Raw genomic sequence first — 24,044 nt, 5'->3', positions numbered from 1 at the left:
ACCCCTCCTCAGCGCCGGATGCCGGTGGCGAAGGGAAGGGTGTTGACGAAGGCCCGGTGGTGTTCCCTGTCGCACCATTCCAGCTTCAGATAGCTCTTGCCCGCTGAGGCGCGGATCGTGCGCTTGTCCCGCGCCAGTGCTTCCGGCGAACGGGAGGAGACCGTCAGATACCCCACGAGGTTGACCCCTGCCGCACCCGAGGCCAGGTCCTCGCCGCGTTGGTCGACGCGGCCGTGCGCGGCGATGTCGCGCGGGTCGACCGTGCGGTTCATTTTCGCCGAGCGGCTGGCCTCCGCGTCGTCGTTCGTCTTCTCGGTCAGCATCCGCTCGATGGCCAGTTCGGTCGGCTCCAGATCCATCACCACGGCGACCGTGCGGATCACATCCGGGGTGTGTACCAGCAGCGGGGCCAGGAAGTTGACCCCCACCGGGGTCATCGGCCACTCCTTGACCCACGCCGTCGCGTGGCACCAGGGCTCGCGGGTGCTCGACTCGCGGGTCTTGGCCAGCAGGTACGTCGGCGCGACGGCGTCCAGCTCGGCCGGCCAGGCGTTGCGCTTGGACATGGCCTGGATGTGATCGATGGGATGGTCCGGGTCGTACATCGAGTGGATCAGCGAGGCGAGCCGGGCCTGCCCCAGCGGCTGCCGGACCCGGATGTCCGCCTCGGCGAGACGGGCGCAGATGTCGGTCAGCTCGCGGGCCATCACGATGGCCAGCCCCTCGTCCCTGGTCAGCTTGCGTCCCGCGGTCCGCCGGGCGGCCTTGGCGATCGTGGCGCCCTCGGTCGCCAGCTCCCGCCCGTAGGGCATGCACGCGATCAGATAGGCGCGGTGCTGTTCGCTGGAGGTGGACACCATGGACTGCAGCTGATCGTAGGAGGAGCGCAGCCATCCGGCGGCCCGCTCGTTGCCGCGCTGGGCCACGTCCTTGGCGTGCGCGTCCGGATCGGCCGGCAGCGTCCTGGCCAGCATCTGCAGCCGCGTCACATAGCCGTCGCCGTTGGCCACATGCTTCAGCAGAGTGCCGAAGCGCTCGACCAGGGCCTCCTGGTCCTCACTGTCGCGCAGCCCGACGCCCGGCCCCTCGATCTCGATGGCGGCGGTCACCGTACGCCGGTCGGCGTGCAGCAGCACGGCGATCTCATCGGGACCGAAGGGCGCCGACAGCCAGTTGATGCGACCCACCCCGGGGGGCGAGCCGACCTCCACCTCACGGCCGTCGAGCATCGTGCCCGCCTCGGCGGCATCGGAACGGAACGTCGTACCGCGGCGCAGCAGCCGCTTGTAGGAGCGGTTGATCTCGAACCACCTGTAGAACGTACGGCCCTTGTACGGCACGTAGACAGCCGCCAGCGCGAGCGCCGGGAAGCCGACCAGGGCGGGGATACGGAACGAGAGGACAGGGATGAGCAGGCCGCACATCATGCCGAGGAAAGCACCGGCGACGATCACGCCGATCTCGCCGGTTTCGCGGTTCTTGCCGACGATGGCGTTGGGCCTGGCCCGGCCGATCATGTAGGTGCGGCGCGGTGTGCCCAGGCCCGAACCTGCCGTGTGGGACGGAGTCGACATCAGCGGTCACCTCCCGAGCTGTGCGGCGGGCCGGACGGCGACCGGCCCGCCTCCGAGGAACCCTGCCGCGACGGCCGGGCCGAGTGCGGGGTGGTGGCGGCCGGCGCGGGCGGCTGCTGCCGCGGCGCCGACTCCTCACCGCCGCCCGAGCGGGAACTGTGGGCGGCCACTCCGCCGGACACGTTGGAGCCGGAGGCGCCGCCGCCCCCGCCGGAGGACGCGTTGGCGGTCGCGGGGGCGCTCTGGCCGCCGCCCCGGCCGCCATGGGTGTTGATGCCCTGCCGGACGAGCGCGGCGGGCGAGGCCACCACGGCTGCGGCGGACCGGGAGGAGGCGCGCACGGCGTTGCGGTGGGCGGCGATATCGTCGCCGAAGCCCGGGACGAAGCGGTAGATCATCCCACTGGCGAAGATGGCCAGCAGGATGATGGCCAGCCCCGACACGATCGCCGAGACCGAATCGGGTCCGTCGCCGCCGGCCAGCGCGCCCGCGAGACCGAGCACGATCACGATCACGGGCTTCACGAGGATGACAGCGATCATGATGCCCGCCCAGCGGCGGACATGGCCCCACAGGTTCTTGTCGACCAGTCCCGCGTAGACCGCGGTGCCCAGCAGCGCGCCGACGTACAGCAGGGCGGCACGCACCACGAGTTCCAGATACAGCACGCCCGCCGCCAGCACCGACACCAGGGAGACGACGATCAGCATGATCGGCCCGCCGCCGATGTCGTCGCCCTTCTTGAGCGCCTTGGAGAAGGTGCCGAAGAACGCGTCGGTCTTGTCCGAGGTACCGGAGGCGATGACCTCGGTGACCGAGTCGGTCGCCGAGACCACCGTGTAGAGGATCAGCGGAGTGAAGGCGGAGGCCAGCACCGTCAACCAGAGGAAGCCGATCGCCTCGGTGAACGCCTCCGTGAACGGCACCCCGCGCACCGCCCGCTTGGCGACCGCCAGCAGCCACAGCGTCAGCGTCAGGATCGTCGACGCGGCGAACACCACGGCGTACTGCCGCAGGAACTCCGTGTTCGTGAAGTCCACCTTCGTCGTCGAGTCGACGAGCTTCGCCAGCTTCTCGACCGTCCACGCCGCGGCTTCGGCGCAGCCTTTGGCAAGGGAGGAGAGCGGGTCGGTGGCGGCTGTGGGGTCGTCGAGGGGGTTGCTCGGGGTGTCGCCACTGTCACTACCGCCCTGTCGGCAGTATTCGTTGGCGGGACCCATGCAGTCGTCGTCCGGGTCGGCAGACGCCGGAGTGGCGAGCAGCACAGCGGAAGCCTGCACACCGGCCAGTACCGCTCCGACGGTGAACGTGCGGCGTCGATTACCGGGCATATGTGAACCCTCCGAACCCCTTCACCGCGTCGGCCATCTCGTCGGCCGACGATGCCGCTTGGTCCTTGCCGATCGGTGTGGGCCCGTCCTTCTGCTTGAAGTCCGTGACCTTCCAATCGTCCTTCACCCATGACAATTCGAAAGTGGTGGTGTACCAACTCTCGGTCACGGGGCGTTTCGAGCCCTCTCCGGCCAAGCCGAAGAGGCCGGAGTACCAGACCGCGACTCTGGCCTTCTTGTCGCTGAAATCGATCACCTTGGCGCCCACCGGAGTCGTGCGTGCTACGAACGTCGTGTCCTCAGGGGCTTTGCCTGTCTTGTCGAGGCCGACCTTCTGCAGAAAGCCCGGGTCGCCGTAGGTCTTGTCGAAGTCGGCCTTCCGGGCGTCTGCGACGCTCGGCGCGTAGATGGAATCCACGAGTTTGTCGCGTGACGCGGAGGTGAACATCTCTTCCCCACCCAACGCCACCGCGTAGTTCGCCGCGGCGCTCTGCGCTCCCTGATCGTCGTGGGCGAAGCCGGAGGCGAGGGCGCCGGGGGAATTCTTCACAGGTTTTTCACCTGAGGGGGCCGTGGGGCGGGCGCCGGCTGCGGCGTCGTTCTTGTTGTCGGAGGCGGCACCGCCTCCGCCGCCGCCCTCGCCGCCGCCACCGCGGTTGGCGAAGGCGATGGCGGCGATGAGCAGGACGACCACGGCGACGACTGTCACCAGGCTCCGACCGGGGCGGTTGGACGGGCGGTTGCCGCCGCCTCCGTCGCCGCCGGGCAGGCGTGTTCGAGTCGTTGTCCGTGCGCCTTCACGGGCGCCGGGCACGCCTTCGCTGGTGCGGGTACGCGCGTCGTACTCGCCGCCGCCGATGTTCATGCCGGCCTGGCCCCCTCGACCTCTGTCGCTCAACTGCCGTCACTGCATTGTCTCCTCAGATGACGGTAGCGGGGTCGCGCCGCGCATGTGCCGTCTGCAAGCCAGGTGGATAGCAGCATTTCGAACATCGCGCCGGTGTGCCGCCCGTGTCCGGGCCGCTCATGGGGCGGTTCCGGGTGCGGAGTGTGGGACGTCCGCGCGTCCGTGCGCCCCCGGTGCGCAGTCCGCCGGGCGGTGACCGTGCCGACCCGCCGTGCCGGCCGCTGCCGCCTCGGTGCCGTCAGGCGCGCTTGCGGGCCAGGGTGACGCCGTCGCGGAGGGGGAGCATGACGGACTCCATGCGGGCGTCCGCGGTGATGGTGTCGTTGATCCGGCGGATGGCCAGGTCCGCGTCGTCCTGGGCGGCGGGGTCGACGACCCTGCCGCCGCGCAGCACGTTGTCCAGCACGATCAGCCCACCGGGGCGCAGCAGGGGCACCAGCGCCTCGTAGTACGCCGGGTAGCCGACCTTGTCCGCGTCGATGAACGCGAAGTCCACGAACGGCTCCTGGGGCAGGTCGGCCAGGGTGTCGGCGGCCGGGGCGAGGTGCAGTTCGATGCGGTCGGCGAGGCCGGCGCGCTCCCAGTAGCGGCGGGCGATGGACGTCCACTCCTCGGAGACGTCGCAGGCGATCAGCCGGCCGTCGGCGGGCAGGCCGCGGGCGATGCAGAGGGAGGAGTATCCGGTGAACACGCCGATCTCGACCGCGGTCCTGGCGCCGGTGAGTCGCACGAGCATGGTGAGGAATTCGCCCTCGTCGTGCGTGATCTGCATGGTGGGGTAGTCCGGCACTCGCGCGTGGGTCTCCTCGACGAGGTCGCGCAGGATGTCGTCGGCCGGCGTGCAGTGGGCCAGTAGGTAGTCGTCGAGGGCGGGGTTCACGATGTCCATGGAGCTCCTCGTGTGCGGGCGCGGGTGTGCGGGCGCACGGGGGCGCCGATGTGTCGGGGCGGAGCGGTTTCCGTGTGCTCCGCTGTGCTCGGCTCTCAGACCGCCATGCCGTAGACGATGGTGAACAGGGTGCCGAGCGAGCCGATGATGAAGACGCCGGTGAGGCCGGCGACGATCAGGCCCTTGCCCTGTTCGGCGCTGAAGGTGTCGCGGAGCGCCGTGGCGCCGATCCGCTGCTTGGCCGCGCCCCAGATGGCGATGCCGAGGCAGAGCAGGATGGCCACCGCCATGATGACCTCGATCATCACCCTGGCCTCGTGGCCCAGCGAGCCGAACGGGCCCCAGTCCGGGGCGATCCCGCCGATGATGGTGGTGATATCGCCTTTGTCGGCCGCCAGGAACATGGTGAACTCACCGCCTAGTTTCAAGGTTTGTCTCTGACGGATTGTGCCACGGCCCGGTGACAGCCGGAGCGTCCCGCTTGCCCGAACTGGTCCCGGATCGGGGCCGCACCGGGTGGCCGGTGGCGTGGTGCGGGCCGTTCCGGGCCGGGAGGCCCTGCTCCACGGGCTACGGGCTACGGGCTACGTGCCACGAGCACGGCGGCGGGCCGTGGGGCAGCGGGCGCACAGGTGTGCCTCTGTGCGCCCCTGATGGGACGGGGGCGGGGTGGGGCTGCGGCCGCGGTCCGCCTCCGCGCCCGCTGTCCGCCGTTCCGCTCGGGGGATCGGCCTGGAATGATGGAGACGGTTGGTCGGCGTGAGCGAACTGGTTGCCTGTGGGGGAGGTTTGGGGAGTGCGCCGTAGAAGAGCACTGCTGCTGGCGGTCGGTGGTGGAGGGGGGCTGTTGTCCCTGTTCGTCGCGCTGCTGGTGGTGGGTACCTACGCGGCCTCGGCGAGCCTGCTGGCCGGGGGTGGCGCCGTCTCCCTCGCCAAGGGGGCCGTGCCGGCCGCCTACGCGGAGCTCATCCAGAAGTGGGGCAACAAGTGCCCGGCGCTCAACCCGGCGCTGCTGGCCGCGCAGCTCAAGCAGGAGAGCGGGTTCAACCCCGATGCGCAGAGCCCGGCGAAGGCGCAGGGGATAGCCCAGTTCATCCCGGCCACCTGGGCGACGCACGGGCTGGACGCCAACGGGGACGGCAAGCGGGATGTGCACGATCCGGAGGACGCCATCCCGTCGGCGGCGAACTATGACTGCAAGCTCGCCTCGAACGTCAAGGACGTGGCCGGAAACGCCACGGACAACATGCTGGCCGCGTACAACGCGGGTCCGTACGCGGTGATCAAGTACGGCGGGGTGCCTCCCTACAGCGAGACGAAGAACTACGTGGCCACCATCCGCAGGATGGAGCAGAGTTTCGCCGCACCCACCGGTCGGCTCAGCCCCACCAAGCAGGGTGCGGGAGCGATCAGCTTCGCGCAGAGCAAGCTGGGCACCCCGTATCTGTGGGGCGGCAACGGTACGGCGGCGCAGGGCGGCCGGTTCGACTGCTCCGGTCTGACGAAGGCGGCGTACGCGAAGGTGGGTGTCGAACTGCCGCGGGTGGCCAACGACCAGTACGACGCCGGTCCGCACCCCAAGCGCGGTGAACTCCTCCCCGGGGACCTGGTGTTCTTCGCCTCCGACCTGACCAACTCCCGCTCCATCCACCATGTGGGCATCTATGTCGGGGGTGGCAAGATGATCAACGCTCCCTATACGGGGGCCAAGATTCGCTACGACCCCATCGACACTCCTGACTACTTCGGGGCGACCCGGCCGAGCGCCGGGTGACCTCGGGTGGGCGCGGTCCCGATGGACGTGTGTGCGCAGCGCACGGATTACGTCAACAATCCGTGAGGCACAGGCCCTGAGCTGCGTATATGGGTCACCCTTGGGTAACGTCCTGGTGATCGTTCGGTAAGAACGGAACGGTTCACCTGACGCAGCGCGTTTTTCTCCACGGAATGGGACTTCCGCACCGCGACCACGGGGGGTCGTCAGCGCAGATCCAGCGACGAGCACACAGCCGAAGTGAGGGGCCGCACCACGATGGCACTCTGGGACAACCCTGATGTCGAACTGCTCTACGAGATCAACGGGCTGGCCAAGGACGCACCCGCCTGGGCCGACCGGGTCATGGAGTACATCGGGGAGTACGGCATCGCCGCTGGACTCGTCGTACTGGCCCTGTGGGCCTGGTGGGGCGTGACGCGCAAGCGGGAGAGCAGGGAGGAGGCACTCGGCGGCTTCGCCGGACTCATCTGGTCCCCGGTGGCGGCGCTGATCGCGCTCGCGCTCAACATCCCCATCCGTGGCCTGGTGGAGCGGCCGAGACCCTTCCTGGAGCACAAGAGCGTGGAGCCCCTCGTCGCGGGCAAGACGGACTTCTCCTTCGTGAGCGACCACGCCACGCTCACCATGGCCATCGCCGTCGGCCTCTTCATGGTCCAGCGCAAGCCCGGTCTCGTCGCGATCGCGCTGGCCCTCCTGGAGGGTTTCTGCCGCGTCTACATGGGAGTGCACTACCCCACCGACGTCATCGGCGGACTCGCCCTGGGCACCGCCGTGGCGCTGCTCCTCGCCCCCGTCGCGATGTGGGCCCTGACCCCGGTGGTGCGGGGCGCGGCCCGGAACTCGCGCCTGGAGACGCTGCTGTGGGCGGGTGCCGCTGCTGCCGCGGTGGGTGCCGCGGGCAGCCGGGCGGTGGGCCGCCGCCGCAGCCGTGAGGAGCCGCGCCGTACCGGGGACCGTGACCTGGCCGCCTGAAGCGGCCCTGCGGTCCTGCGGTCCTGCGTCCGGTGAAGCGGTCCTGACACCGTCCCGGGCCGCCCGTACCGCCGAGGGCCGGGCCCTGGAACCTGGCCCCGGGAACGAAGCTCCTACAGTGCCCCCGCCGCACCGTCCGGCGGGGGCACTGCCGTGTCGGAGGCGCCCTGGTCCCGCAGATGCGCGTGGCTGTCCTCCCGGGCGCGGTCGCGGGCCCGGCGGGCGGGTCCGCGCCAGCCGCAGGCGCACGCGGCGGAGCAGAAGGAGCCCCGTTCCGTGAGCGACGTGCCGTGCGGCGCCGCGGCCGCCGTCGGATGGGCCGGGTCCGGCTGGTGTTCGGGAGCTAGCTCTCGCACGTGACCACCGTACGCGGACCGTGACGGGCTTCCCAGGGGGCTCGTTGAACGGTCGGATCCGGACCGGCCCGGGAAACCGGTACGGCGGCGACCGGGAGCGAGGGGTCGGCTAGATGGCAGTGCGTCGGCACATCCGAGGGGGCAGGGCGTCCGCCCCGCTCGCGGTGACGGCGCTCGGGGCGGTGCTGCTCCTGTCGGCCGGGTGCTCGGGCGAGGGAGCGGTGGTGACCGCCGGGCCGCCCGCTGCCGGGCCCGCACGGCCCGGCCGTGCCGCCGTGGCGGCTGCGGCCGACGAGCTGGCTCGCGCGGGGACGGCGCGGGTGCGGACGGCGATGGAGATGGTCAGCGGCCATACCCGGGTCACCATCGAGGGCAGCGGCGCGTTCGATCTGGCTGCCCGTACCGGGCGGCTCCGGGTCACCCTGCCGCCCGGTACGGACGGGGCGCTGCCGGGGGAGCGCAGGCGGGTGCGCGAGCTGATCGCGCCGGGCGCTCTCTACATGCGCAACCGCGCGGGGGTGCCGGCCGACAAGTGGGTGCGGGTGGACACCACCGCACTGCCGGACGGGAATCTGGTGACGGGTGGTGCGACCGATCCGGTCACCGCCGCCCAACTGCTGCGGGGCGCGCGCCGGGTGGCCTACGAGGGGGTGGCCGAGCTGGGCGGCACCCGGGTGTGGCACTACAGCGGCCTGGTCGACATCGAGCGGGCGGCGGCGGGGGCGCCTTCGCGGGCGCGGCGCCAGTTGCGGGCGGCGGAGAAAGGGTTCTCCGGTCACTCGGTGCCGTTCGACGCCTATCTGGACGCGCAGGCGCGACTGCGGAAGGTCCGGCACCGCTTCGACTTCGGCGCGGGCCCGGACAGCCCCCCGGACGCGGACTACACGGTCACCTCGACGACGGAACTGCACGACTTCGGTACGCGGGTGCGGATCAGGATGCCGGAACCCGGCGACATCTGGACGGGCCGGATCGCCGCGCCGTAGCGGTCGGCGGACGCGGTGGGTGCGATGCCGTACCGGTAAATGATTCGGAAGTGCCATGCGCCCGGGCGGCCGCCTCCCTAGGCTGGGGGGCTGGGCCGAGGCCCGGCCGCGGCGCTCCGCCCGGTGGATCCGTGCAGCACGGGAGGTGATACGTGTGCCCGTACCGAAGCGTGACGGCAGGGGCGACGGCCGTGGGGGCCGCTGCCGACGGCGTTCGCTGATGCAGGACCACGTGGCTCTCGCCGAGATCGAGCTGTGCGGCGAACTGATGATCGCCGCGTCCGCCGCTGAGGGGCCGCTGAGCGCGGCCCGGATCGACGAGGTGCTGCGGCGCGCGGCGGACGGGTTCGATGAGGTGCCCCGCTCGTCCGCCTGCTGACGGAGGCGTCCGCCCGCTGAGGGAGCGGTTCGGGTGTCGGGGCCGCAGCATTCGGCCCCGGCTGCTCCGAGCCGGCCCGCGGGGAACTCCGGGACCGGATCGCAGATTCCCTGTCCGCCGGCGCTCCGTGGTCTCCCGCGGTTCCCCCGACGGCTCCTCGCCGGCGCGGGCGGCCTGGGGCAGGCGGCCATGCGGGGACGGCCGACGGCGGGGACGGTGGTTGCTCAGGTGCGCAGCAGGCGGGCGATGGCGGCGGTGGCCTCCTCGACCTTGGCGTCCATCTCGGCGCCGCCGTCCAGCGCGGCGTGGGCGACGCAGTGCCGCAGGTGCTCCTCGAGGAGCTGGAGCGCGAAGGACTGCAGGGCCTTGGTGGATGCGGAGACCTGGGTGAGTATGTCGATGCAGTAGACGTCCTCGTCCACCATGCGCTGCAGGCCGCGGATCTGGCCCTCGATCCGGCGCAGCCGCTTGACGTGGGCTTCCTTGTGCTTGGTGTAGCCGTGCTCGCCGGTGGCCGCGTGGGCCGAGCAGCACTGCGAGGTGGCCTGGGCCACGGTCCCGGGGGCTGTCGTCGCGGCGTCGGAGCCCGCCGGACCGGCCGGGTCCGTGTTCGGCGTCACGGTCTCCGCTGTGTCCGGTGTGCTCTGCGGCGACGTCATGCGGTCCTCCCAGGTGGGTGGTGAGGGGCGGTCGGGCCCGTAATACCGGGGCCTTGATACCCCTGACGGGTATATGATACCGGACTTCTCGGAGCCCGGTTCGGAGCGCGAGTCTCCATGGGTGACACTGGGGACGCCGGTTCGCCGTGGCCGGATGATGCGCCTAGCATCAACGAGACCGTCATCGATGCACCCCGAGGACCCCCAGTGCGCTTTCGTCTGACCCCCAGGGAGACGAGCTTCTACGACATGTTCGCGGCCTCCGCGGACAACATCGTGACCGGCTCCAAGCTCCTCATGGAACTGCTCGGCGCTGAATCCTCCGCGCGCACCGAGATCGCTGAACGGATGCGCGCGGCGGAGCACGCGGGGGACGACGCGACGCACGCGATCTTCCACCAGCTCAACTCCTCCTTCATCACGCCGTTCGACCGCGAGGACATCTACAACCTGGCGTCCTCCCTCGACGACATCATGGACTTCATGGAGGAGGCCGTCGACCTCGTCGTCCTCTACCAGATCGAAGAGCTCCCCAAGGGGGTCGAGCAGCAGATCGAGGTGCTGTCGCGGGCCGCCGAGCTGACCGCCGAGGCCATGCCGAACCTGCGGACGATGGACAACCTCACCGAGTACTGGATCGAGGTCAATCGGCTGGAGAACCAGGCCGACCAGATCCACCGCAAGCTGCTGGCCCATCTGTTCAACGGCAAGTACGACGCCATCGAGGTCATGAAGCTCAAGCAGGTCGTGGACGTGCTGGAGGAGGCCGCCGACGCGTTCGAGCACGTGGCCAACACCGTCGAGACCATCACGGTCAAGGAGTCCTGACGTTCCGTGGACACCTTCGCGCTGATCGTGACCGTCGGTGTCGCGCTCTTTTTCACGTATACGAACGGCTTCCACGACTCCGCGAACGCCATCGCGACGTCGGTCTCCACCCGGGCGCTGACCCCGCGTGCTGCCCTGGCCATGGCTGCGGTGATGAACCTCGCGGGCGCCTTCCTCGGCAGCGGCGTCGCCAAGACCGTGAGCGAGGGGCTGATCGAGACCCCGCACGGCGACAGCGGCATGGCCATCCTGTTCGCCGGCCTGGTCGGTGCCATCGTCTGGAACCTCATCACCTGGTATTACGGACTGCCCTCGTCCTCCAGCCACGCTCTCTTCGGCGGTCTGGTGGGCGCGGCGCTGGCCGGCAGCATCGCGGTGCACTGGTGGGGGGTCTTCGGGAAGATCGTCGTCCCGATGTTCCTCTCGCCGCTGGTCGGTCTGCTCGTCGGCTATCTGGTGATGTGCGCCATCATGTGGATGTTCCGCAGGGCGAACCCGCACCGGGCCAAGCGGGGATTCCGCATCGCGCAGACCGTCTCGGCGGCCGGGATGGCGCTCGGACACGGCCTCCAGGACGCGCAGAAGACCATGGGCGTGGTCGTCATGGCGCTCACCATCGCCGATGTGCAGCAGCACAACGAGATCCCGATCTGGGTCAAGTTCGCCAGCGCCGCCATGCTGTCGCTGGGCACCTACGCGGGCGGGTGGCGCATCATGCGGACCCTGGGCCGGCGGATCATCGAACTCGACCCGCCGCAGGGTTTCGCGGCCGAGACCACCGCGGCCTCCGTGATGTACTCCGCGTCCTTCATGTTCCACGCGCCCATCTCGACCACCCACGTGATCACTTCGGCGATCATGGGTGTCGGCGCCACCAAGCGGGTCAGCGCGGTGCGCTGGGGAGTCGCGAAGAACATCATCCTCGGCTGGTTCATCACCATGCCGGCCGCCGCCTTCTCGGCGGCGGTGATCTACTGGGCGATCAAACTCGTCTTCGGCTGACGGCTGACGGCTGACGGCTGACGGCTCACGGTAGCGTCCGACCCCGAGGCCCGAGCCTGGGCACCTGCGCGCCGCGCCTGGCCCGGCACCGGTCGTCGGGGAGTGCGCCGCCCCCGCCCCCGCGTCTCCCCGCAGAGCGGGAAGGGACGGGGGCGGGGGCGGAGGGGCCCGCGGTGGCACCGCCATGCAGCACCGCGGGCGGTCGGTGACCCATCCGGACCGGCGGGACCGGGTGGGACGAGCGGCTGTGGCCGGGCCGGCCAGTCGCAGCGGCCGGGGAGCGACCGCCCGAACCGGCTGGAAGGCACCAGCCGGAGCCGGCCGGAACCAGCCCGGCCGGATCAGCCGAAGCGGCCGGAGATGTAGTCCTCGGTGGCCTGGACGGTCGGGTTGGAGAAGATGCGCTCCGTGTCGTCGATCTCGACGAGCTTCCCGGGGGCGCCCACCTCGGCGAGGTTGAAGAAGGCGGTGCGGTCGGAAACGCGCGCCGCCTGCTGCATGTTGTGCGTCACGATCACGATGGTGAAGCGCGACTTCAGCTCGCCGATCAGGTCCTCGATCGCGAGGGTGGAGATCGGGTCGAGCGCCGAGCAGGGCTCGTCCATCAGCAGCACCTGCGGTTCGACGGCGATGGCCCGGGCGATGCACAGCCGCTGCTGCTGCCCGCCGGAGAGGCCCGAACCGGGACGGTTCAGCCGGTCCTTGACCTCGTTCCACAGGTTGGCGCCCTTGAGGGAGCGCTCGACGACCTCGTCGAGGTCCTTCTTGCGGTGGTCGCCGTTGAGCCGCAGTCCCGCCGCGACGTTCTCGTAGATCGACATGGTCGGGAAGGGGTTGGGCCGCTGGAAGACCATGCCGACGGTGCGGCGCACGGAGACGGGGTCGACGCCCGCGCCGTACAGGTCCTCGTCGTCCAGCATCACCTTCCCCTCGACGCGGCCGCCGTTGGTGACCTCGTGCATCCGGTTGAGGGTGCGCAGAAAGGTGGACTTGCCGCAGCCGGAGGGGCCGATGAAGGCCGTCACGGAGCGGGGCTCCACGGTCATGGAGATGTCGTCGATGGCGCGGAAGCTGCCGTAGTAGGCGGAGAGGCCGCTGACGTCGATGCGCTTGGCCATGGAAATCACTCTCTTAGTGCTTGGGGGCCTTCCAGCGGGCGATGCCGCGGGCGACCAGGTTGAGGATCATCACGAAGGCGATCAGGACGAGGGCGGCTGCCCAGGCGCGGTCGTAGGACGCCTCGTTGCCGAGGGCCCACTGCTCGTAGATGAAGTACGGGAGCGAGGACTGCGCGCCGTCGAAGGGGTTGTTGTTGATCTCGGCGGAGCCGAAGACCAGCAGCAGGATCGGGGCCGACTCACCGGCGATGCGCGCGACGGCGAGCATGATGCCGGTGGTGATGCCGCCGATCGCGGTCGGCAGCACGACCTTGATGATCGTCTTCCACTTCGGTACGCCCAGCGCCAGCGACGCCTCGCGCAGCTCGTTGGGGACGAGCTTGAGCATCTCCTCCGTCGAGCGCACGACGATCGGCATCATCAGGATCGCCAGCGCCATGGCGCCCGCGAAGCCGGAGTAGCCGAAGTCGAGAATGATGATCCAGAACGAGAGGATGAACAGACCGGCGACGATCGAGGGGATGCCGGTCATGACGTCCACGAAGAAGGTGATGGCCTTGGCCAGCCTGCCGGTGCCGTACTCGACCAGGTAGACCGCGGTCAGCAGCCCGAGCGGCGCCGAGATCACGGTGGCCAGGCCGACCTGCTCCAGGGTGCCGATCAGGGCGTGGTAGACGCCGCCGCCCGGCTCCAGTGTGATCACTCCGCTCATGGAGTGGGTCAGGAAGTAGCCGTCCAGGACCTTCGCGCCGCGGACGAGGGTCTCCCACAGCAGGGAGGCCAGCGGGACGACGGCCAGCAGGAAGCAGACCCAGATGAGGCTGGACGCCAGCCGGTCCTTGGCCTGCCTGGTCCCCTCCACGGTGCCCGCGAGCACCGCGGTGAGGCCGAGGTAGAGGACGGCGGCGATCAGTCCCCACTGCAGGCGGCTGTCCAGTCCGCCCACCAGTCCGATTCCGATGCCGAGCACGGCGGCGACGGCGGCCAGGCCGAGCGGCGCCCAGCGTGGCAGCCGCGGCTGCCGCAGGGTGCTCACCGGCGGTGCCGCCCTGTCGACGGGGGCGTCGGCCACAGCGGTCCGGCTCATGCGTTCGCTCCCGAGTACTCCTTGCGGCGCGCGATGATCAGCCGGGCCGCACCGTTGACCAGCAGGGTGATGATGAAGAGGACCAGGCCGGAGGCGATCAGTGCGTCCCGGCCCGTGGAACCGGCCTCCTTGAAGCCGGCGGCGATGTTCTGCGCGAAGGTGCCGCCGCCGGGCTCCAGCAGGCTGGCCTTGATCAGGAAGCTGGGGGAGAGGACCGTGGCGACGGCCATCGTCTCGCCCAGCGCCCGGCCGAGGCCCAGCATGGAGGCGCTGATGATGCCGGAGCGGCCGAAGGGCAGCACCGACATGCGGATGACCTCCCACCGGGTGGCGCCCAGTGCGAGGGCCGCCTCCTCCTGCATCTTCGGCGACTGCCGGAAGACCTCGCGGGAGACGTTGGTGACGATCGGCAGAATCATGATCGCGAGCAGGATGCCGACCGTGAAGAGGGAGCGGGCGGCGCCGCCGTGGTAGGTGAAGAGCCCGGTCCAGCCGAGGTAGGTGTCCAGCCAGGTGTAGAGGCCGGTCAGGTGCGGAACGAGGAAGAGCGCACCCCACAGGCCGTACACGATCGAGGGGACGGCGGCCAGCAGGTCGATGACGTAGCCGAGCGGCGCCGCCAGCTTGCGCGGCGCGTAGTGCGAGATGAACAGGGCGATGCCGACGGCCACCGGCACCGCGAGCACCATCGCGAGGAGGGAGCTGACGACGGTGCCGAACGCGAGGACGGCGATGCCGAAGCGGGGCGGGTCCGCATTGGCGTCCCACTCGAAGCTGGTGAGGAAGTTGGCCTCGTCGGCGCCGATGGCGAGCGCTGCCCGCCAGGTCAGGAAGACGGCGATCGCGGCCATGATCGCCAGAAGGGTGATCCCGGATCCCCGGGAGAGCCCGAGGAATATTCGGTCACCCTTGCGAGTGGCGCCCTTCGCGGAGGCCGCTGTCGCGGGAGGGGTTTCGGTAGCCATGATCTCTCCGGTCTGACGGTGCGGGCCGCTGTGCGCGCGGTATGGCTCCGCGACGCGGCCCCTTGGCGGTGCACCGGATCGTTCGCACCCCGGTGATCGGGACTTTCGTGATATTCAGGGCGCGGGTTTGCGTGGTGGAGTGGACGGCGGTGCGCTGGGCACCGCCGGTCCACGCCGTCGGGGTCCCGCCGTGGCGGCGGGGTCTGCTCAGCTCAGGCCGTCGATGGTCGAACGGACCTTGGTGATGATCTCGTCGGGGATCGGGGCGTAGCCCTTCTCCTTGAGGGCCTTCTGGCCGTCCTCGCTCGCGGTGTACTTGAGGAAGGACTTCGTCGCGTCCAGCGACTCCTTCTTGTTGCCCTTGTCGCAGGCGATCTCGTACGTCACCAGGACGATCGGGTAGGCACCCTCGGACTCGGTCTTGTAGTTCAGCTCCAGGGAGAGGTCCTTGCCCTGGCCCACGACCTTGGCGTCCGCGATGGCCTTGGAGGCGTTGTCCGCGGTGGCGTCGACGGGCTCCGCGGCACCGGTGTCCAGCTTGACCGTGTCCAGGTCGTTGCCGGTGGCGTAGGAGAGCTCCGCGTAGCCGATGGAGCCGTCGTTCTGCTTGACGTTGGTGGCGATGCCGGAGGAGCCGTCGGCGCCCTGGCCGCCCTTGCCCGCCCAGGCCTTCTCCGGCTCGTGCTTCCAGGAGGAGGGTGCGGCGGTGTTGAGGTACTTGGTGAAGTTGTCCGTGGTGCCCGACTCGTCGGACCGGTGGAAGGCCTGGATCTTCTTGCCGGGGAGCTTCGCGTCCGGGTTGAGCTTCTTGATCGCGGGGTCGTTCCACTTGGTGATCTTCGAGTCGAAGATCTTGGCCAGCGTGTCCGCGTCCAGCACCAGGCCGTCGACGCCTTCCAGGTGGTAGGTGACCGCGATCGGGCCGCCGACCATCGGCAGATCGATGCCCTGGCCGCCCTTGCAGACCTTCTTGGACTTGGCGACCTCGTCCGGCTTGAGCGCCGAGTCGGAGCCCGCGAAGGCCGTCTTGCCCTGCAGGAACTCCTGGATGCCCGCGCCGGATCCGGTGGGCTTGTAGTTGATCTGAGTGTTGCCGCAGGCGGACTGGTAGGTCTGCGTCCAGATGTCCATGGCGTTCTTCTGGGCGCTGGAGCCGGAGGCGAGGAGGTTGCCCTCACCCTCGCACTTGATCTTGCTGGCCGCCTTCGTCGTGTCGCTGCCGGAGCCGCCGGAGTTGTCGTCCGAGCCGCAGGCGCTCAGGGCCAGGGCGCCACAGACCGTGAGGGCGCCGACGGCGGCGGTGCGGAGCCGGAGTGTGCGCTGAAGCTTCACTTTCGTTCAGTTCCTTCCTGGGCCCGGGAGCGACGGCCGGCCGGCCGTCGGGTCTCTGGCTACGGGGCGCGGTTCCTGATCCAGGCTGTGCCGCGCGCTTGGTAAGGCCGAAATTAGACAGATCAGGTGAAGCGGCCGACGGAGCTGAGTGAACGCCGAGTGAACCTCGGCGGTCAGCCCGGTGCCCCTCCAAGAGGTCCGCTCCGCGGCCGCGCCTGTGGATACTCGTCAGTACATTCCTCTGTTCTCTTCCGGCCGGGCATGGCACTATCACGCTGCGTCGGCCAAAGTTGACCACATTCAGGGGGTGGCCCGGGTGACACGGCCGCAGACCAGCTCGACCCTCCCGTCCGTCCGGTACGGGCTCGTGGCGGCCTGCACCATGGCACTGCTGGCCGGACTCGCTCCGGGTGCCGCGTACGCCGCGCCGGGGAAGCCGGACCCCGGCGGCACCCGGGCCGGTTCCCGGGCCGGGGCCGACGAGCCGGGCGGCACCGGCAAACCGACCCTCGAGCAGATCCGCAAGCAGATCGAGAAGCTGCACGACAAGGCCGGCTCGGCGACGGACGCCTACAACGCGGCCGAGGCCGCCGTCGACAAGCAGCGGAAGCACGTCGCCAAGCTGTCCCAGCGCATCGAGACCACCCAGGGCGAACTGGACGAACTCAACAAGTCGGCCGGCGCCATGGCCCGGGCGCAGTACCGCAACGGCGGCATGCCGGACGCCGCCACGCTGATGCTCGGCGACGACCCGGAGAAGTTCCTGCGGGGCGTCTCCCTGGCCCGCAAGGGGCAGCACGCCACACGCGGGCTCCTCGGCTCCCTGACCAGGACCCGGGCTCGGCTTCGCGGATACTCGGCCGACGCCACCGACGAGTGGAGGAAGCTGGAGCGGAACCGCAAGAAGAAGGCTGCCGCCAAGAAGAAGATCACCGCGCAGTTGAAGCAGGCCGAGAAGATCGAGTCCGGCCTGAAGAAGGAGGAGCGGGAGCGGCTGCGTGAGTTGCAGGACGAGGCGGCCAGGGCGCGGCAGGCCGAGTGGATCGGGTCGGGCGTGCTGAAGGGGCTCGACGGCAAGGCGTCCCCGGCCGGCCGGCGCGCCATCGAATGGGCCACCAAGCAGCTGGGCAAGGATTACGTGTGGGGTGCCGAGGGCCCCGACACCTTCGACTGCTCCGGACTGACGATGCGGGCCTGGGAGGCGGCGGGGGTGCGGATCCCGCGTACCTCGCAGGAACAGTGGAAGCAGTTGCCGCACGTCCCGATCCGGAAGATGCGGCCCGGTGATCTGATCATCTACAAGAAGGACGCCAGTCACGTGGGGATCTACGTCGGCGACGGCGCGCTGCTGCACGCCCCGCGCACCGGCCGGCAGATCACCATCGAGGGCGCGGGCAGCATGCCGATCCTGGGTGTCGTCCGTCCGGACAAGTAGTCAAGGGTCCTGTCCGTTCGGGCAGGGCTCTCCTCGGTCGGCGCTCGTCGGCGCTCGTCGGCTCTTCGGCCGGTGAAGGGTGTCCTGTCCGGATTTCACCCCTTCTCGACTGGTGAAAGAACCTCTTTGTCCGACAGGTGAAAGGGCGTTCATCGCGCAAAGCAGGACGTGCGGGGATATCCCGGGTGGGGCGGTGCGGCGCCCCGTTTTCCAGCGCGTGAGCTTGGTCATGCGGGGGCGGGGGGAAACGGGGCCATAGCGGCGTGAATTCCCGTTGTGGCGCGGGCATATGACAGTGACGGATTATCGTCGGCCATTCCGTCCATCCGCACGCGGACGCTAAGGTCCTGTCCGACAGCCCGGGATGACGAGCGCCCCACCACCGCGCGCCGTTCCGGGCTCACCCATGGTGGCCGCCGCTCGGCGCACACCACGCCCTCGGGGGAGGGAGAGGTTTTCCGCATGCCCGTAAGCGCGCCCCAGGCCGGGGCGCTGGCACAGGCCGCCGACGCGTCGGCCCGGCAGGCTGCGCAGGGACCCGGCAGCAGCCTGACCCTGCTGGTCGTCGAGGACGATCCGACCGGTGCGCTGAGCGTGCCCCGCATGCTCGACGCCTACGGTCGGCCCGTGCGGGTCCGTACCGCCCGCAACCTCACCGAGGCCGCACGGCTGCTCACCGACGACGTCCACTGCATCCTGCTGGATCTCGCACTGCCGTGCGAGCTTCGCGGGCAGGCCGAGGAGGCCCCGTTCGAGGGACCCGCGGCCGAGGCGACGCAGACCGCGCCCGGGCCGACGTCCGGTGCCCCGGGAGACGCGGGAGCGGGAGGCGCCTCGGCGGAGGCCGGTGCCGCCGCCGAACCCGGCGCGTCCGCGTCCGGAGCCCTCGCGTCCGGGGCCCACGTGTCCGGAGCGCAGAATTCGGGAGCCTCGTCCCTTTCCGGTGCCGGACCGGCTCCGGACTCCGACGAGCTGCACATCCTGCACCGGGTCCTGCGGATGGCCCCGCGGCACGCCGTCCTGGCGCTCACCGACGGCAGTGACGCGGAGCGGGCTGCCGAGGCCGTCCGGGTCGGCGCCCAGGACTACCTCTTCCGTGACGAGCTGGACGGCAGGCTGCTGATGCGCGCCGTCCGCTACGCCGTGGAGCGCAAGCGTGCCGACCTGGCCCAGCGCCAGCTCACCGAGAGCCGGCTGCGGGCCCAGGAGAACGCCCGGCTGGAGCGCGGGCTGCTGCCCCGGCCGCTGCTGGAGGGCAGCGACCTCCGGTTCGCCGCCAGGTACCGGCCCGGCCGCTCCCGAGCGCTGCTGGGGGGCGATTTCTACGACACGGTCCGCACCCCGGACGGCGTGGTCCACGCGATGATCGGCGACGTGTGCGGCCACGGGCCCGACGAGGCGGCGCTCGGCGTCGAGCTGCGGATCGCCTGGCGCGCCCTGACCTTCGCCGGACTGTGCGGGGACGCGCTGCTGAGCACCCTGCAGAAGGTGCTGGAGAACGAGCGGAGCAGCGAGGAGATCTTTGCGACGCTGTGCACCGTCGACATCGCGGCAGACGGCCGCAGCGCGGGCGTCTGCCTGGCCGGGCACCCTTCGCCGCTGTTCGCCGGAGCCGACGCGGGGGCTGCGCCCTGGCTGCTGCCCGAAGGGGAGAACGGTCCCGCGCTGGGACTGCTGCGTCACGCACGCTGGCCGCGCCGCCAGGTCCGACTGGGCCGTTCCTGGAGTCTGATGATGTACACGGACGGGCTGATCGAGGGCCGGGTGCACGGCGGCCGCGCGGAGGAGCCCCGCGCCGGGGCCGGCTCGGCCGAGGGCACCGGGCCGAGCCGGGAGCGGCTCGGCCAGCAGGGGATGCTCGACATCGTGGCCCGGCGGATGGCCGAGGGCGCGCAGGGCGAGCGGCTGCTCGACGGGACGATGGACGAGGTGCGCCGGCTCAACGGCGGGGAGCTCACGGACGACGTGGCCGTGCTGCTGCTGGACCGGGGCCTTCAGGCATAGCGGCCCGGCCCGTCAGACGTGGCGTCCCGGGCTCCGCGGCCGGATCGTGCTCCGGCGCCCTGCCGGGCTCCCGCCGGGAGCGTTCCCCCGGGCTCCCGGCGACCGTGCTCAGGATTCCCTCAGGGTTCCGCACGTCACCGCACGTCACCGCACGGCGCGTCGGCGGCCGTCGCAGGAGAGTGAGCCGCGAGCGGTCACCTGCCGTTGAACGGCCCGTACGGGCCGTCGCTGCTGCTGCCGCCGCGCGGGCGGCGGTCCCGGCCGTTGCCCATGACCTGCTTGAGCGCCGGGCGGGCGTCGACCATGTAGACGATCGTGGCGATCAGTCCGATGATCTGCAGCAGGAACATCTGCACCACGAGGTTCACCAGGACGGCGATCCCCAGGATGATCAGCCAGAACTGCTTGTTCTGCTTGTCCGCGGCCCGGAAGGCGTCCTCGCGCCGGAAGGCGGCGTCCACGAAGGTGAACACCGCCAGGGCGAGCAGCACAATGCTGATCAGCCCGAAGACAGTGGCCTGAAAGCCCGCGAACAGCATGGTGCTCACACTCCCGGTCGGTGTCGGTGCCTTGCTCGGTCGCCTCGGTCGCAGTCGTCGCGGTGGTCACGTGGCTCGGAGGGATGGCGGAGGACTCGAAGGGCTTGCCGCAACCGTACCGCAGCGCTCGCGGAGCGGGCCGGGACCGCGTACGGTGCCCGGCCCGCTCCGCGGCGCTCGCGGGCCGCTCAGGAGTCGGACTTCGGAGCCGACTTCCGGGCGCCGGAGGTGGTGGAGCGGGTCGTGCCGGTCTTCTTGGCGCCGGAGGAGGCGGCAGAGCCGGAGGCGGACTTGGCGCTGCCGCTGCCCGTGGTGCTCTTCGACGCCGTGGTCCCGGTGCTCTTCGCGGTCGTGCTCTTGCCCGCGCTCTTGTCGGAGGGGGCGGAGCCGGTGCTGCCGCGGGTGCCGCTCGTGGAGCCGGCGGAGGTGCCGCGCGGAGCGGCTCCGGAGGTTCCCTCGGCGGTTTCCTCGGCCGGCGGCTCGGCGATCTTGACAGCCTGGGCCGGCTCGCGCTCGACGGTCACCTCGGGGGTGTCGTCGCCGCTCTCGCCGCGCCAGTTCTTCACGGCCTCGCGACCGCGCACGGCCAGCTCGTCGTACGTCTCCCGCGCCTTGACCGCGTACTCGGCAGCGACGCCGACTCCCTGCAGTGCCAAGTGCTGGGCCTGCTCGCGCAGCTTCTTGATGTCGGTGTCCAGCCCGCCGAGGGTCTCGCTCACCTTGACCTGGGTCTCCTTGGCCTGCTGGGTGAGCCGCGCCTGCACCTCCTTGGGGTCCGTCTCGCGGACCGCGGCGAGGGCTTGCGGTGCCTCCTCGCGGAGCTTGTCGACGACGCCCGCGGCGGCATAGAGGGGTGTCGGGTCGGTGAGGGTCTTGCGCAGGTCATTCGCGATGGGCATGAGGGTTCGCCTTTCGTGGCTCAACTCGCCTGATGAGGCCGTCCGTCGCGAGGGGGCCGACGCCCGCGGCCCGGTGCCGGTGGCCCGCACCGTCGCGGCCCCTCGCTGTCCTTGCTCAGCTTGTTGTGCTTACTCCGCCTGCCGGGGGCTCCGCCGCGGGTGCCCCCGCCGCCGGCGGATCCGCCGTGTCGGGGGCGGCCGCCCGCTGCTGCGCGTTCTCCTTGCGGAACGACTCGTAGATCTGGAGCAGCGCCTGCTTCTGCTGCTCGTTGATCGTGGAGTCCGCGAGGATCGCGGCCGGAACCTGGAGCAGGTCCTCCCGGTCCCGCTCGTCGAGGATTCCGGCCTGCACATAGAGCGATTCCGCCGAGATCCGCAGCGCCTTGGCGAGTTGCTGCAGGATCTCCGCGCTGGGCTTGCGCAGGCCGCGCTCGATCTGGCTCAGGTACGGGTTCGAGACGCCGGCGGCCTCCGCGAGCTGCCGCAGCGACAGCTTCGCGGTCCGGCGCTGTTCCCGCAGGAACTCGCCGAGGTTCCCTACGTTGAGCGAGGCCATGCACACAGCATGCACCTCATTGCTAACTATTGCAAGCACCTTGCTTGCAAGTGTGCGTCATGGCCGTCGCGAGTGCCTGTCACTGAGCGCGACGTGACGCGTCTCGCTGAAGGTGACCCAATCTCGGTCTGTCTGAACCATCTGGTCGCGTGTCGCAGTCAACCTTGACCATCTGCCGATCTGTCCGGCTCTTTCTGACCCGCCGCTGCGTCCCGCTCATCGCGCCGCCCTGCACGGCACATCGGTCCGCCTGGTCGATGACGCCCAGGCCGCGAGTGTCGTGCTGCTGGGGCATCTGCTGGCCTCGGAGGGCTTCGCCGTGCTCAGCACCGGCCCGGCCCGTCCACCGGCGGCACCGAGCACCCCAGAGTGGTGGCCTCCGCTCATCATGCGCGGACTTCTGCGCCGCACTCCGTCCTACGGACGCTGAACACACAGTTGGGAAGCTCTTGCGCCCGAGTCATCCAGGCGGGAGCAGCAGCCGGCGGAGTATCCGCCTCTGGTGGCCGCGTCAATTCAATCCGCCCCCAAGCGGGTCAGCCACATGGCACCTCACGAGCAGATGGTCTCGCCTCATGAGACATGCGAACCACGAAGAACCAAGGCTTCGCTCTCGGGGTCACGGCCGAGGCGGGCACTCCAGGATCCGGCCGTCGACGGTCCCGATGATCAAGTGCCCTTGGGGCGCCACAGCGAGGGACAGTGCCGTGGTCGGTGCTCCGCCGACCTTGAGCTCGGTGTGCCATCGCACCGAGCCGTCGTTGGCGTCCAGTGCTGTCAGGGCACCGGAGTTGTAGGCCACGTAGACGGTGTCCCCGTCGGTGTCGAGGTCGGTGGCGGGATGATCGGTGCGGTACTGCCACTGCACTGAGCCGTTCAGGGATCGCCGCACGACGTAGGCGCCACCGGGTTGGAGCCCCTGACCGTGGTGAACGGCGCCGGCATAGACCAGGGACTGCCCGATTTCGACCGCAGGACCCCCGAAGTGATGCTCCTCCGGCACCCAGGAGTGAGGGAAGAGCCGCTGCAACGTCCCATCGGCGTCCAGGGCGGTGACCCACTTGTCCCTGTGCGGCTTGTCCGGGTCAGTGCCGACCAAGATGTAGGGACGGCTCGCGCGGCGGACGGCGAACGGGTGATTGAACAAGTCGAAGTGGCTGACCTCCGGACCGTCTACCGGACCGTCGAGGTCGAACATCAGCAGCCGTTCGGGACGCTTGCGACGGCCGTCCAACGGCCTCAGGATCGCCCTGTGGTCGACTGTGACGAGAACCGTGAACACGCCTGGACTCAGGGTCTCCAGCACTTGCCCTGTGTCGACAGCGATTCGGGCCAGCCGGGGTGCGGACGTCTCCCAGTGCCGTCCCTTGCGGCGACTGCGGCGTTCGGCGTTAGTCCAGACCGATGTGCCGTCGGAGGCCAGAACCAGCTGTCGGCCGCCTTCCTCGTCCTCGACCGCCCATTGCAGGTCTCCTGATCGCAGCCACGACTCCGCCAGGACTCCGTCCAGAGCGGCCAGCACGCGGCCGTCCTCCGTACCTTCGACAGCCCACACCCGCCGGCGCACGGACCACTGTCGACCGGCCGAGGCCGCGAGGTCCGCGAGGATTCGGCGGGCCTCGGCGCTGTGTTCCGGCGGGACGACCGGCTCCGCGGTGGCAGCCAGCTCCCGGGCGGGGATCTGCCCCTGTCCGACGGCGCGCCAGTCCGAGCGAGCCACAACGACCGCATGCCCCTGCTCGTGTGCCTCAGGGTTCTCCCAGTCATCACATGGCGCCACGACCAGATGAAGTGCCGTCTCGCTACGCCATTCCACGCCAAGCACCTCCCGTGGGTACTGCAGGGCGGAAACCACGTCGCCGGACTCCAGGTGAATCAGCAGCAGCTCGCCTTCGAACGAGTAGCCGCCGTCGTATTGCCCCGTACCAACGGCCAACAGGGAAAGAACCGGGTGGAAGGCGAGAGACCGAACGGGGTACCTCGACCGCACCAGATGCTGACACCGCAGCCCGTCCTGCTCATAGACACCGATCCGGTGCCCCGTCCATCGGGAGTCCGCGGTCCCGCTGCCCCTCCACTGGACATGCCCGAGGTCCCCACCCACAGCGACCGTCCGCGAGCGCTCGTCAACGACGGCCAGAGCAGGTTCTCCCATCTCGGCAAATGGGCCGTCACCAAGCACGCGTCGGACTATCGGCGCAAGGGTCATACAGGATTCCTCCAGGTCGGCACATGAGCGACCGCCGTCCCGGGCGCGACGCGGCGGCAACTCATGATCCCGTCGGGTGCCGAAGTACACCAATGGATTGCAGCCGGGCAAGGCCCTGACCGTGCAGTCCGTCCCACGCGAGTGAACGTGGCGAGCTGACGGCGACGCCCAGATCGCGAAAGACACCTGCCTGGCGCCTCGATGATTTCCCAGAAGGTGGCCAGAACAACGGCCATCTGA

Annotated in this window: 23 protein-coding genes; 8 read left to right on the top strand and 15 right to left on the bottom strand. The window is 70.2% G+C overall.

The genetic code is table 11. The features are described 5' to 3' along the window. Window positions 1-8 precede the first annotated feature (8 nt). The 5 genes from P2424_RS14335 to P2424_RS14315 all read right to left on the bottom strand — a co-directional run bounded on the left by P2424_RS14335 (window position 9) and on the right by P2424_RS14315 (window position 5,105). The gene (locus tag P2424_RS14335; RefSeq protein WP_276476136.1) at window positions 9-1,574 is read right to left on the bottom strand and encodes an SCO6880 family protein; all 1,566 of its coding nucleotides are present in this window, start codon (window positions 1,572-1,574) and stop codon (window positions 9-11) included. Then, a complete protein-coding gene (locus tag P2424_RS14330) occupies window positions 1,574-2,905 on the bottom strand; it encodes a hypothetical protein (protein ID WP_276476135.1) in 1,332 nt (443 codons plus the stop codon). The genes P2424_RS14335 and P2424_RS14330 overlap by 1 nt, the downstream gene beginning before the upstream one ends. Next, on the bottom strand, window positions 2,895-3,770 hold the full coding sequence (locus tag P2424_RS14325; protein ID WP_276476134.1) for a hypothetical protein: 876 nt from the start codon (window positions 3,768-3,770) through the stop codon (window positions 2,895-2,897). Before P2424_RS14325 ends, P2424_RS14330 begins: the two co-directional genes overlap by 11 nt. A 280-nt stretch (window positions 3,771-4,050) precedes the next feature. Next, window positions 4,051-4,701, bottom strand: coding sequence for a class I SAM-dependent methyltransferase (locus tag P2424_RS14320; RefSeq protein WP_276476133.1), 651 nt, complete (start codon window positions 4,699-4,701; stop codon window positions 4,051-4,053). 95 nt (window positions 4,702-4,796) lie between these two features. Next, window positions 4,797-5,105, bottom strand: coding sequence for a hypothetical protein (locus P2424_RS14315; protein ID WP_016472248.1), 309 nt, complete (start codon window positions 5,103-5,105; stop codon window positions 4,797-4,799). A 416-nt stretch (window positions 5,106-5,521) separates the two neighbouring features. On the opposite strand from P2424_RS14315, the gene P2424_RS14310 reads away from it, so the two are divergent. Continuing rightward, window positions 5,522-6,475, top strand: a complete 954-nt coding sequence (locus P2424_RS14310; RefSeq protein ID WP_276478971.1) for a bifunctional lytic transglycosylase/C40 family peptidase — start codon at window positions 5,522-5,524, stop codon at window positions 6,473-6,475. 258 nt (window positions 6,476-6,733) lie between these two features. Continuing rightward, window positions 6,734-7,450, top strand: a complete 717-nt coding sequence (locus P2424_RS14305) for a phosphatase PAP2 family protein (protein ID WP_276476132.1) — start codon at window positions 6,734-6,736, stop codon at window positions 7,448-7,450. A gap of 113 nt (window positions 7,451-7,563) precedes the next feature. On the opposite strand, the gene P2424_RS14300 is transcribed toward P2424_RS14305, so the two are convergent. Then, window positions 7,564-7,806, bottom strand: coding sequence for a hypothetical protein (locus P2424_RS14300; protein ID WP_276476131.1), 243 nt, complete (start codon window positions 7,804-7,806; stop codon window positions 7,564-7,566). A gap of 113 nt (window positions 7,807-7,919) precedes the next feature. Here P2424_RS14300 and P2424_RS14295 point away from each other — a divergent pair, with 113 nt between their 5' ends. Both P2424_RS14295 and P2424_RS14290 read left to right on the top strand, forming a co-directional pair. Continuing rightward, on the top strand, window positions 7,920-8,792 hold the full coding sequence (locus tag P2424_RS14295; RefSeq protein ID WP_276476130.1) for a hypothetical protein: 873 nt from the start codon (window positions 7,920-7,922) through the stop codon (window positions 8,790-8,792). A 154-nt stretch (window positions 8,793-8,946) separates the two neighbouring features. Continuing rightward, entirely contained in the window at window positions 8,947-9,171 is a 225-nt protein-coding gene (locus P2424_RS14290; protein ID WP_276479183.1) for a hypothetical protein, read from the top strand. Window positions 9,172-9,395: 224 nt separating this feature from the next. Here the strand turns inward: P2424_RS14290 and P2424_RS14285 are convergent, their stop codons facing one another. Then, on the bottom strand, window positions 9,396-9,830 hold the full coding sequence (locus tag P2424_RS14285; RefSeq protein ID WP_276476129.1) for a metal-sensitive transcriptional regulator: 435 nt from the start codon (window positions 9,828-9,830) through the stop codon (window positions 9,396-9,398). 207 nt (window positions 9,831-10,037) lie between these two features. Between P2424_RS14285 and P2424_RS14280 the strand changes: the two genes are divergently transcribed. Next, the gene (locus P2424_RS14280) at window positions 10,038-10,658 is read left to right on the top strand and encodes a DUF47 family protein (protein WP_026004259.1); all 621 of its coding nucleotides are present in this window, start codon (window positions 10,038-10,040) and stop codon (window positions 10,656-10,658) included. Window positions 10,659-10,664: 6 nt separating this feature from the next. After that, on the top strand, window positions 10,665-11,660 hold the full coding sequence (locus tag P2424_RS14275; RefSeq protein ID WP_075003185.1) for an inorganic phosphate transporter: 996 nt from the start codon (window positions 10,665-10,667) through the stop codon (window positions 11,658-11,660). Between the two features lie 341 nt (window positions 11,661-12,001). Here P2424_RS14275 and pstB read toward each other — a convergent pair whose 3' ends face one another. From pstB to pstS, 4 genes are all read right to left on the bottom strand, one after another. Then, window positions 12,002-12,778: a phosphate ABC transporter ATP-binding protein PstB gene (gene pstB / locus P2424_RS14270; protein ID WP_276476128.1), complete on the bottom strand. Its 777-nt coding sequence runs from the start codon at window positions 12,776-12,778 to the stop codon at window positions 12,002-12,004. 13 nt (window positions 12,779-12,791) lie between these two features. Continuing rightward, complete coding sequence (gene pstA / locus P2424_RS14265; RefSeq protein WP_276476127.1) at window positions 12,792-13,865, bottom strand: phosphate ABC transporter permease PstA; 1,074 nt, start codon at window positions 13,863-13,865, stop codon at window positions 12,792-12,794. Beyond that, complete coding sequence (gene pstC, locus P2424_RS14260) at window positions 13,862-14,830, bottom strand: phosphate ABC transporter permease subunit PstC (RefSeq protein WP_276476126.1); 969 nt, start codon at window positions 14,828-14,830, stop codon at window positions 13,862-13,864. Before pstC ends, pstA begins: the two co-directional genes overlap by 4 nt. 207 nt (window positions 14,831-15,037) lie before the next feature. Continuing rightward, the gene (gene pstS / locus P2424_RS14255; protein ID WP_276476125.1) at window positions 15,038-16,162 is read right to left on the bottom strand and encodes a phosphate ABC transporter substrate-binding protein PstS; all 1,125 of its coding nucleotides are present in this window, start codon (window positions 16,160-16,162) and stop codon (window positions 15,038-15,040) included. A 316-nt stretch (window positions 16,163-16,478) separates the two neighbouring features. On the opposite strand from pstS, the gene P2424_RS14250 reads away from it, so the two are divergent. Together P2424_RS14250 and P2424_RS14245 are read left to right on the top strand one after the other, a co-directional pair. Further along, window positions 16,479-17,597: a C40 family peptidase gene (locus P2424_RS14250; RefSeq protein WP_276478970.1), complete on the top strand. Its 1,119-nt coding sequence runs from the start codon at window positions 16,479-16,481 to the stop codon at window positions 17,595-17,597. 462 nt (window positions 17,598-18,059) lie between these two features. Beyond that, entirely contained in the window at window positions 18,060-19,601 is a 1,542-nt protein-coding gene (locus tag P2424_RS14245) for a SpoIIE family protein phosphatase (protein ID WP_276476124.1), read from the top strand. Window positions 19,602-19,795: 194 nt separating this feature from the next. On the opposite strand, the gene P2424_RS14240 is transcribed toward P2424_RS14245, so the two are convergent. From P2424_RS14240 to P2424_RS14225, 4 genes are all read right to left on the bottom strand, one after another. After that, a complete protein-coding gene (locus tag P2424_RS14240; protein ID WP_276478969.1) occupies window positions 19,796-20,140 on the bottom strand; it encodes a DUF2516 family protein in 345 nt (114 codons plus the stop codon). 188 nt (window positions 20,141-20,328) lie between these two features. Next, complete coding sequence (locus tag P2424_RS14235) at window positions 20,329-21,039, bottom strand: hypothetical protein (RefSeq protein WP_276476123.1); 711 nt, start codon at window positions 21,037-21,039, stop codon at window positions 20,329-20,331. Between the two features lie 115 nt (window positions 21,040-21,154). Continuing rightward, complete coding sequence (locus tag P2424_RS14230) at window positions 21,155-21,595, bottom strand: helix-turn-helix transcriptional regulator (protein WP_276476122.1); 441 nt, start codon at window positions 21,593-21,595, stop codon at window positions 21,155-21,157. Between the two features lie 619 nt (window positions 21,596-22,214). Beyond that, complete coding sequence (locus P2424_RS14225; protein WP_276476121.1) at window positions 22,215-23,804, bottom strand: PQQ-binding-like beta-propeller repeat protein; 1,590 nt, start codon at window positions 23,802-23,804, stop codon at window positions 22,215-22,217. Window positions 23,805-24,044: the final 240 nt, after the last annotated feature.

The sequence above is a fragment of the Streptomyces sp. WMMB303 genome, assembly GCF_029351045.1.
Classification (GTDB): Bacteria; Actinomycetota; Actinomycetes; order Streptomycetales; family Streptomycetaceae; genus Streptomyces.
Note: the sequence above shows the minus strand (reverse complement) of the source record. Positions and strands in the feature narration are given on the sequence as shown.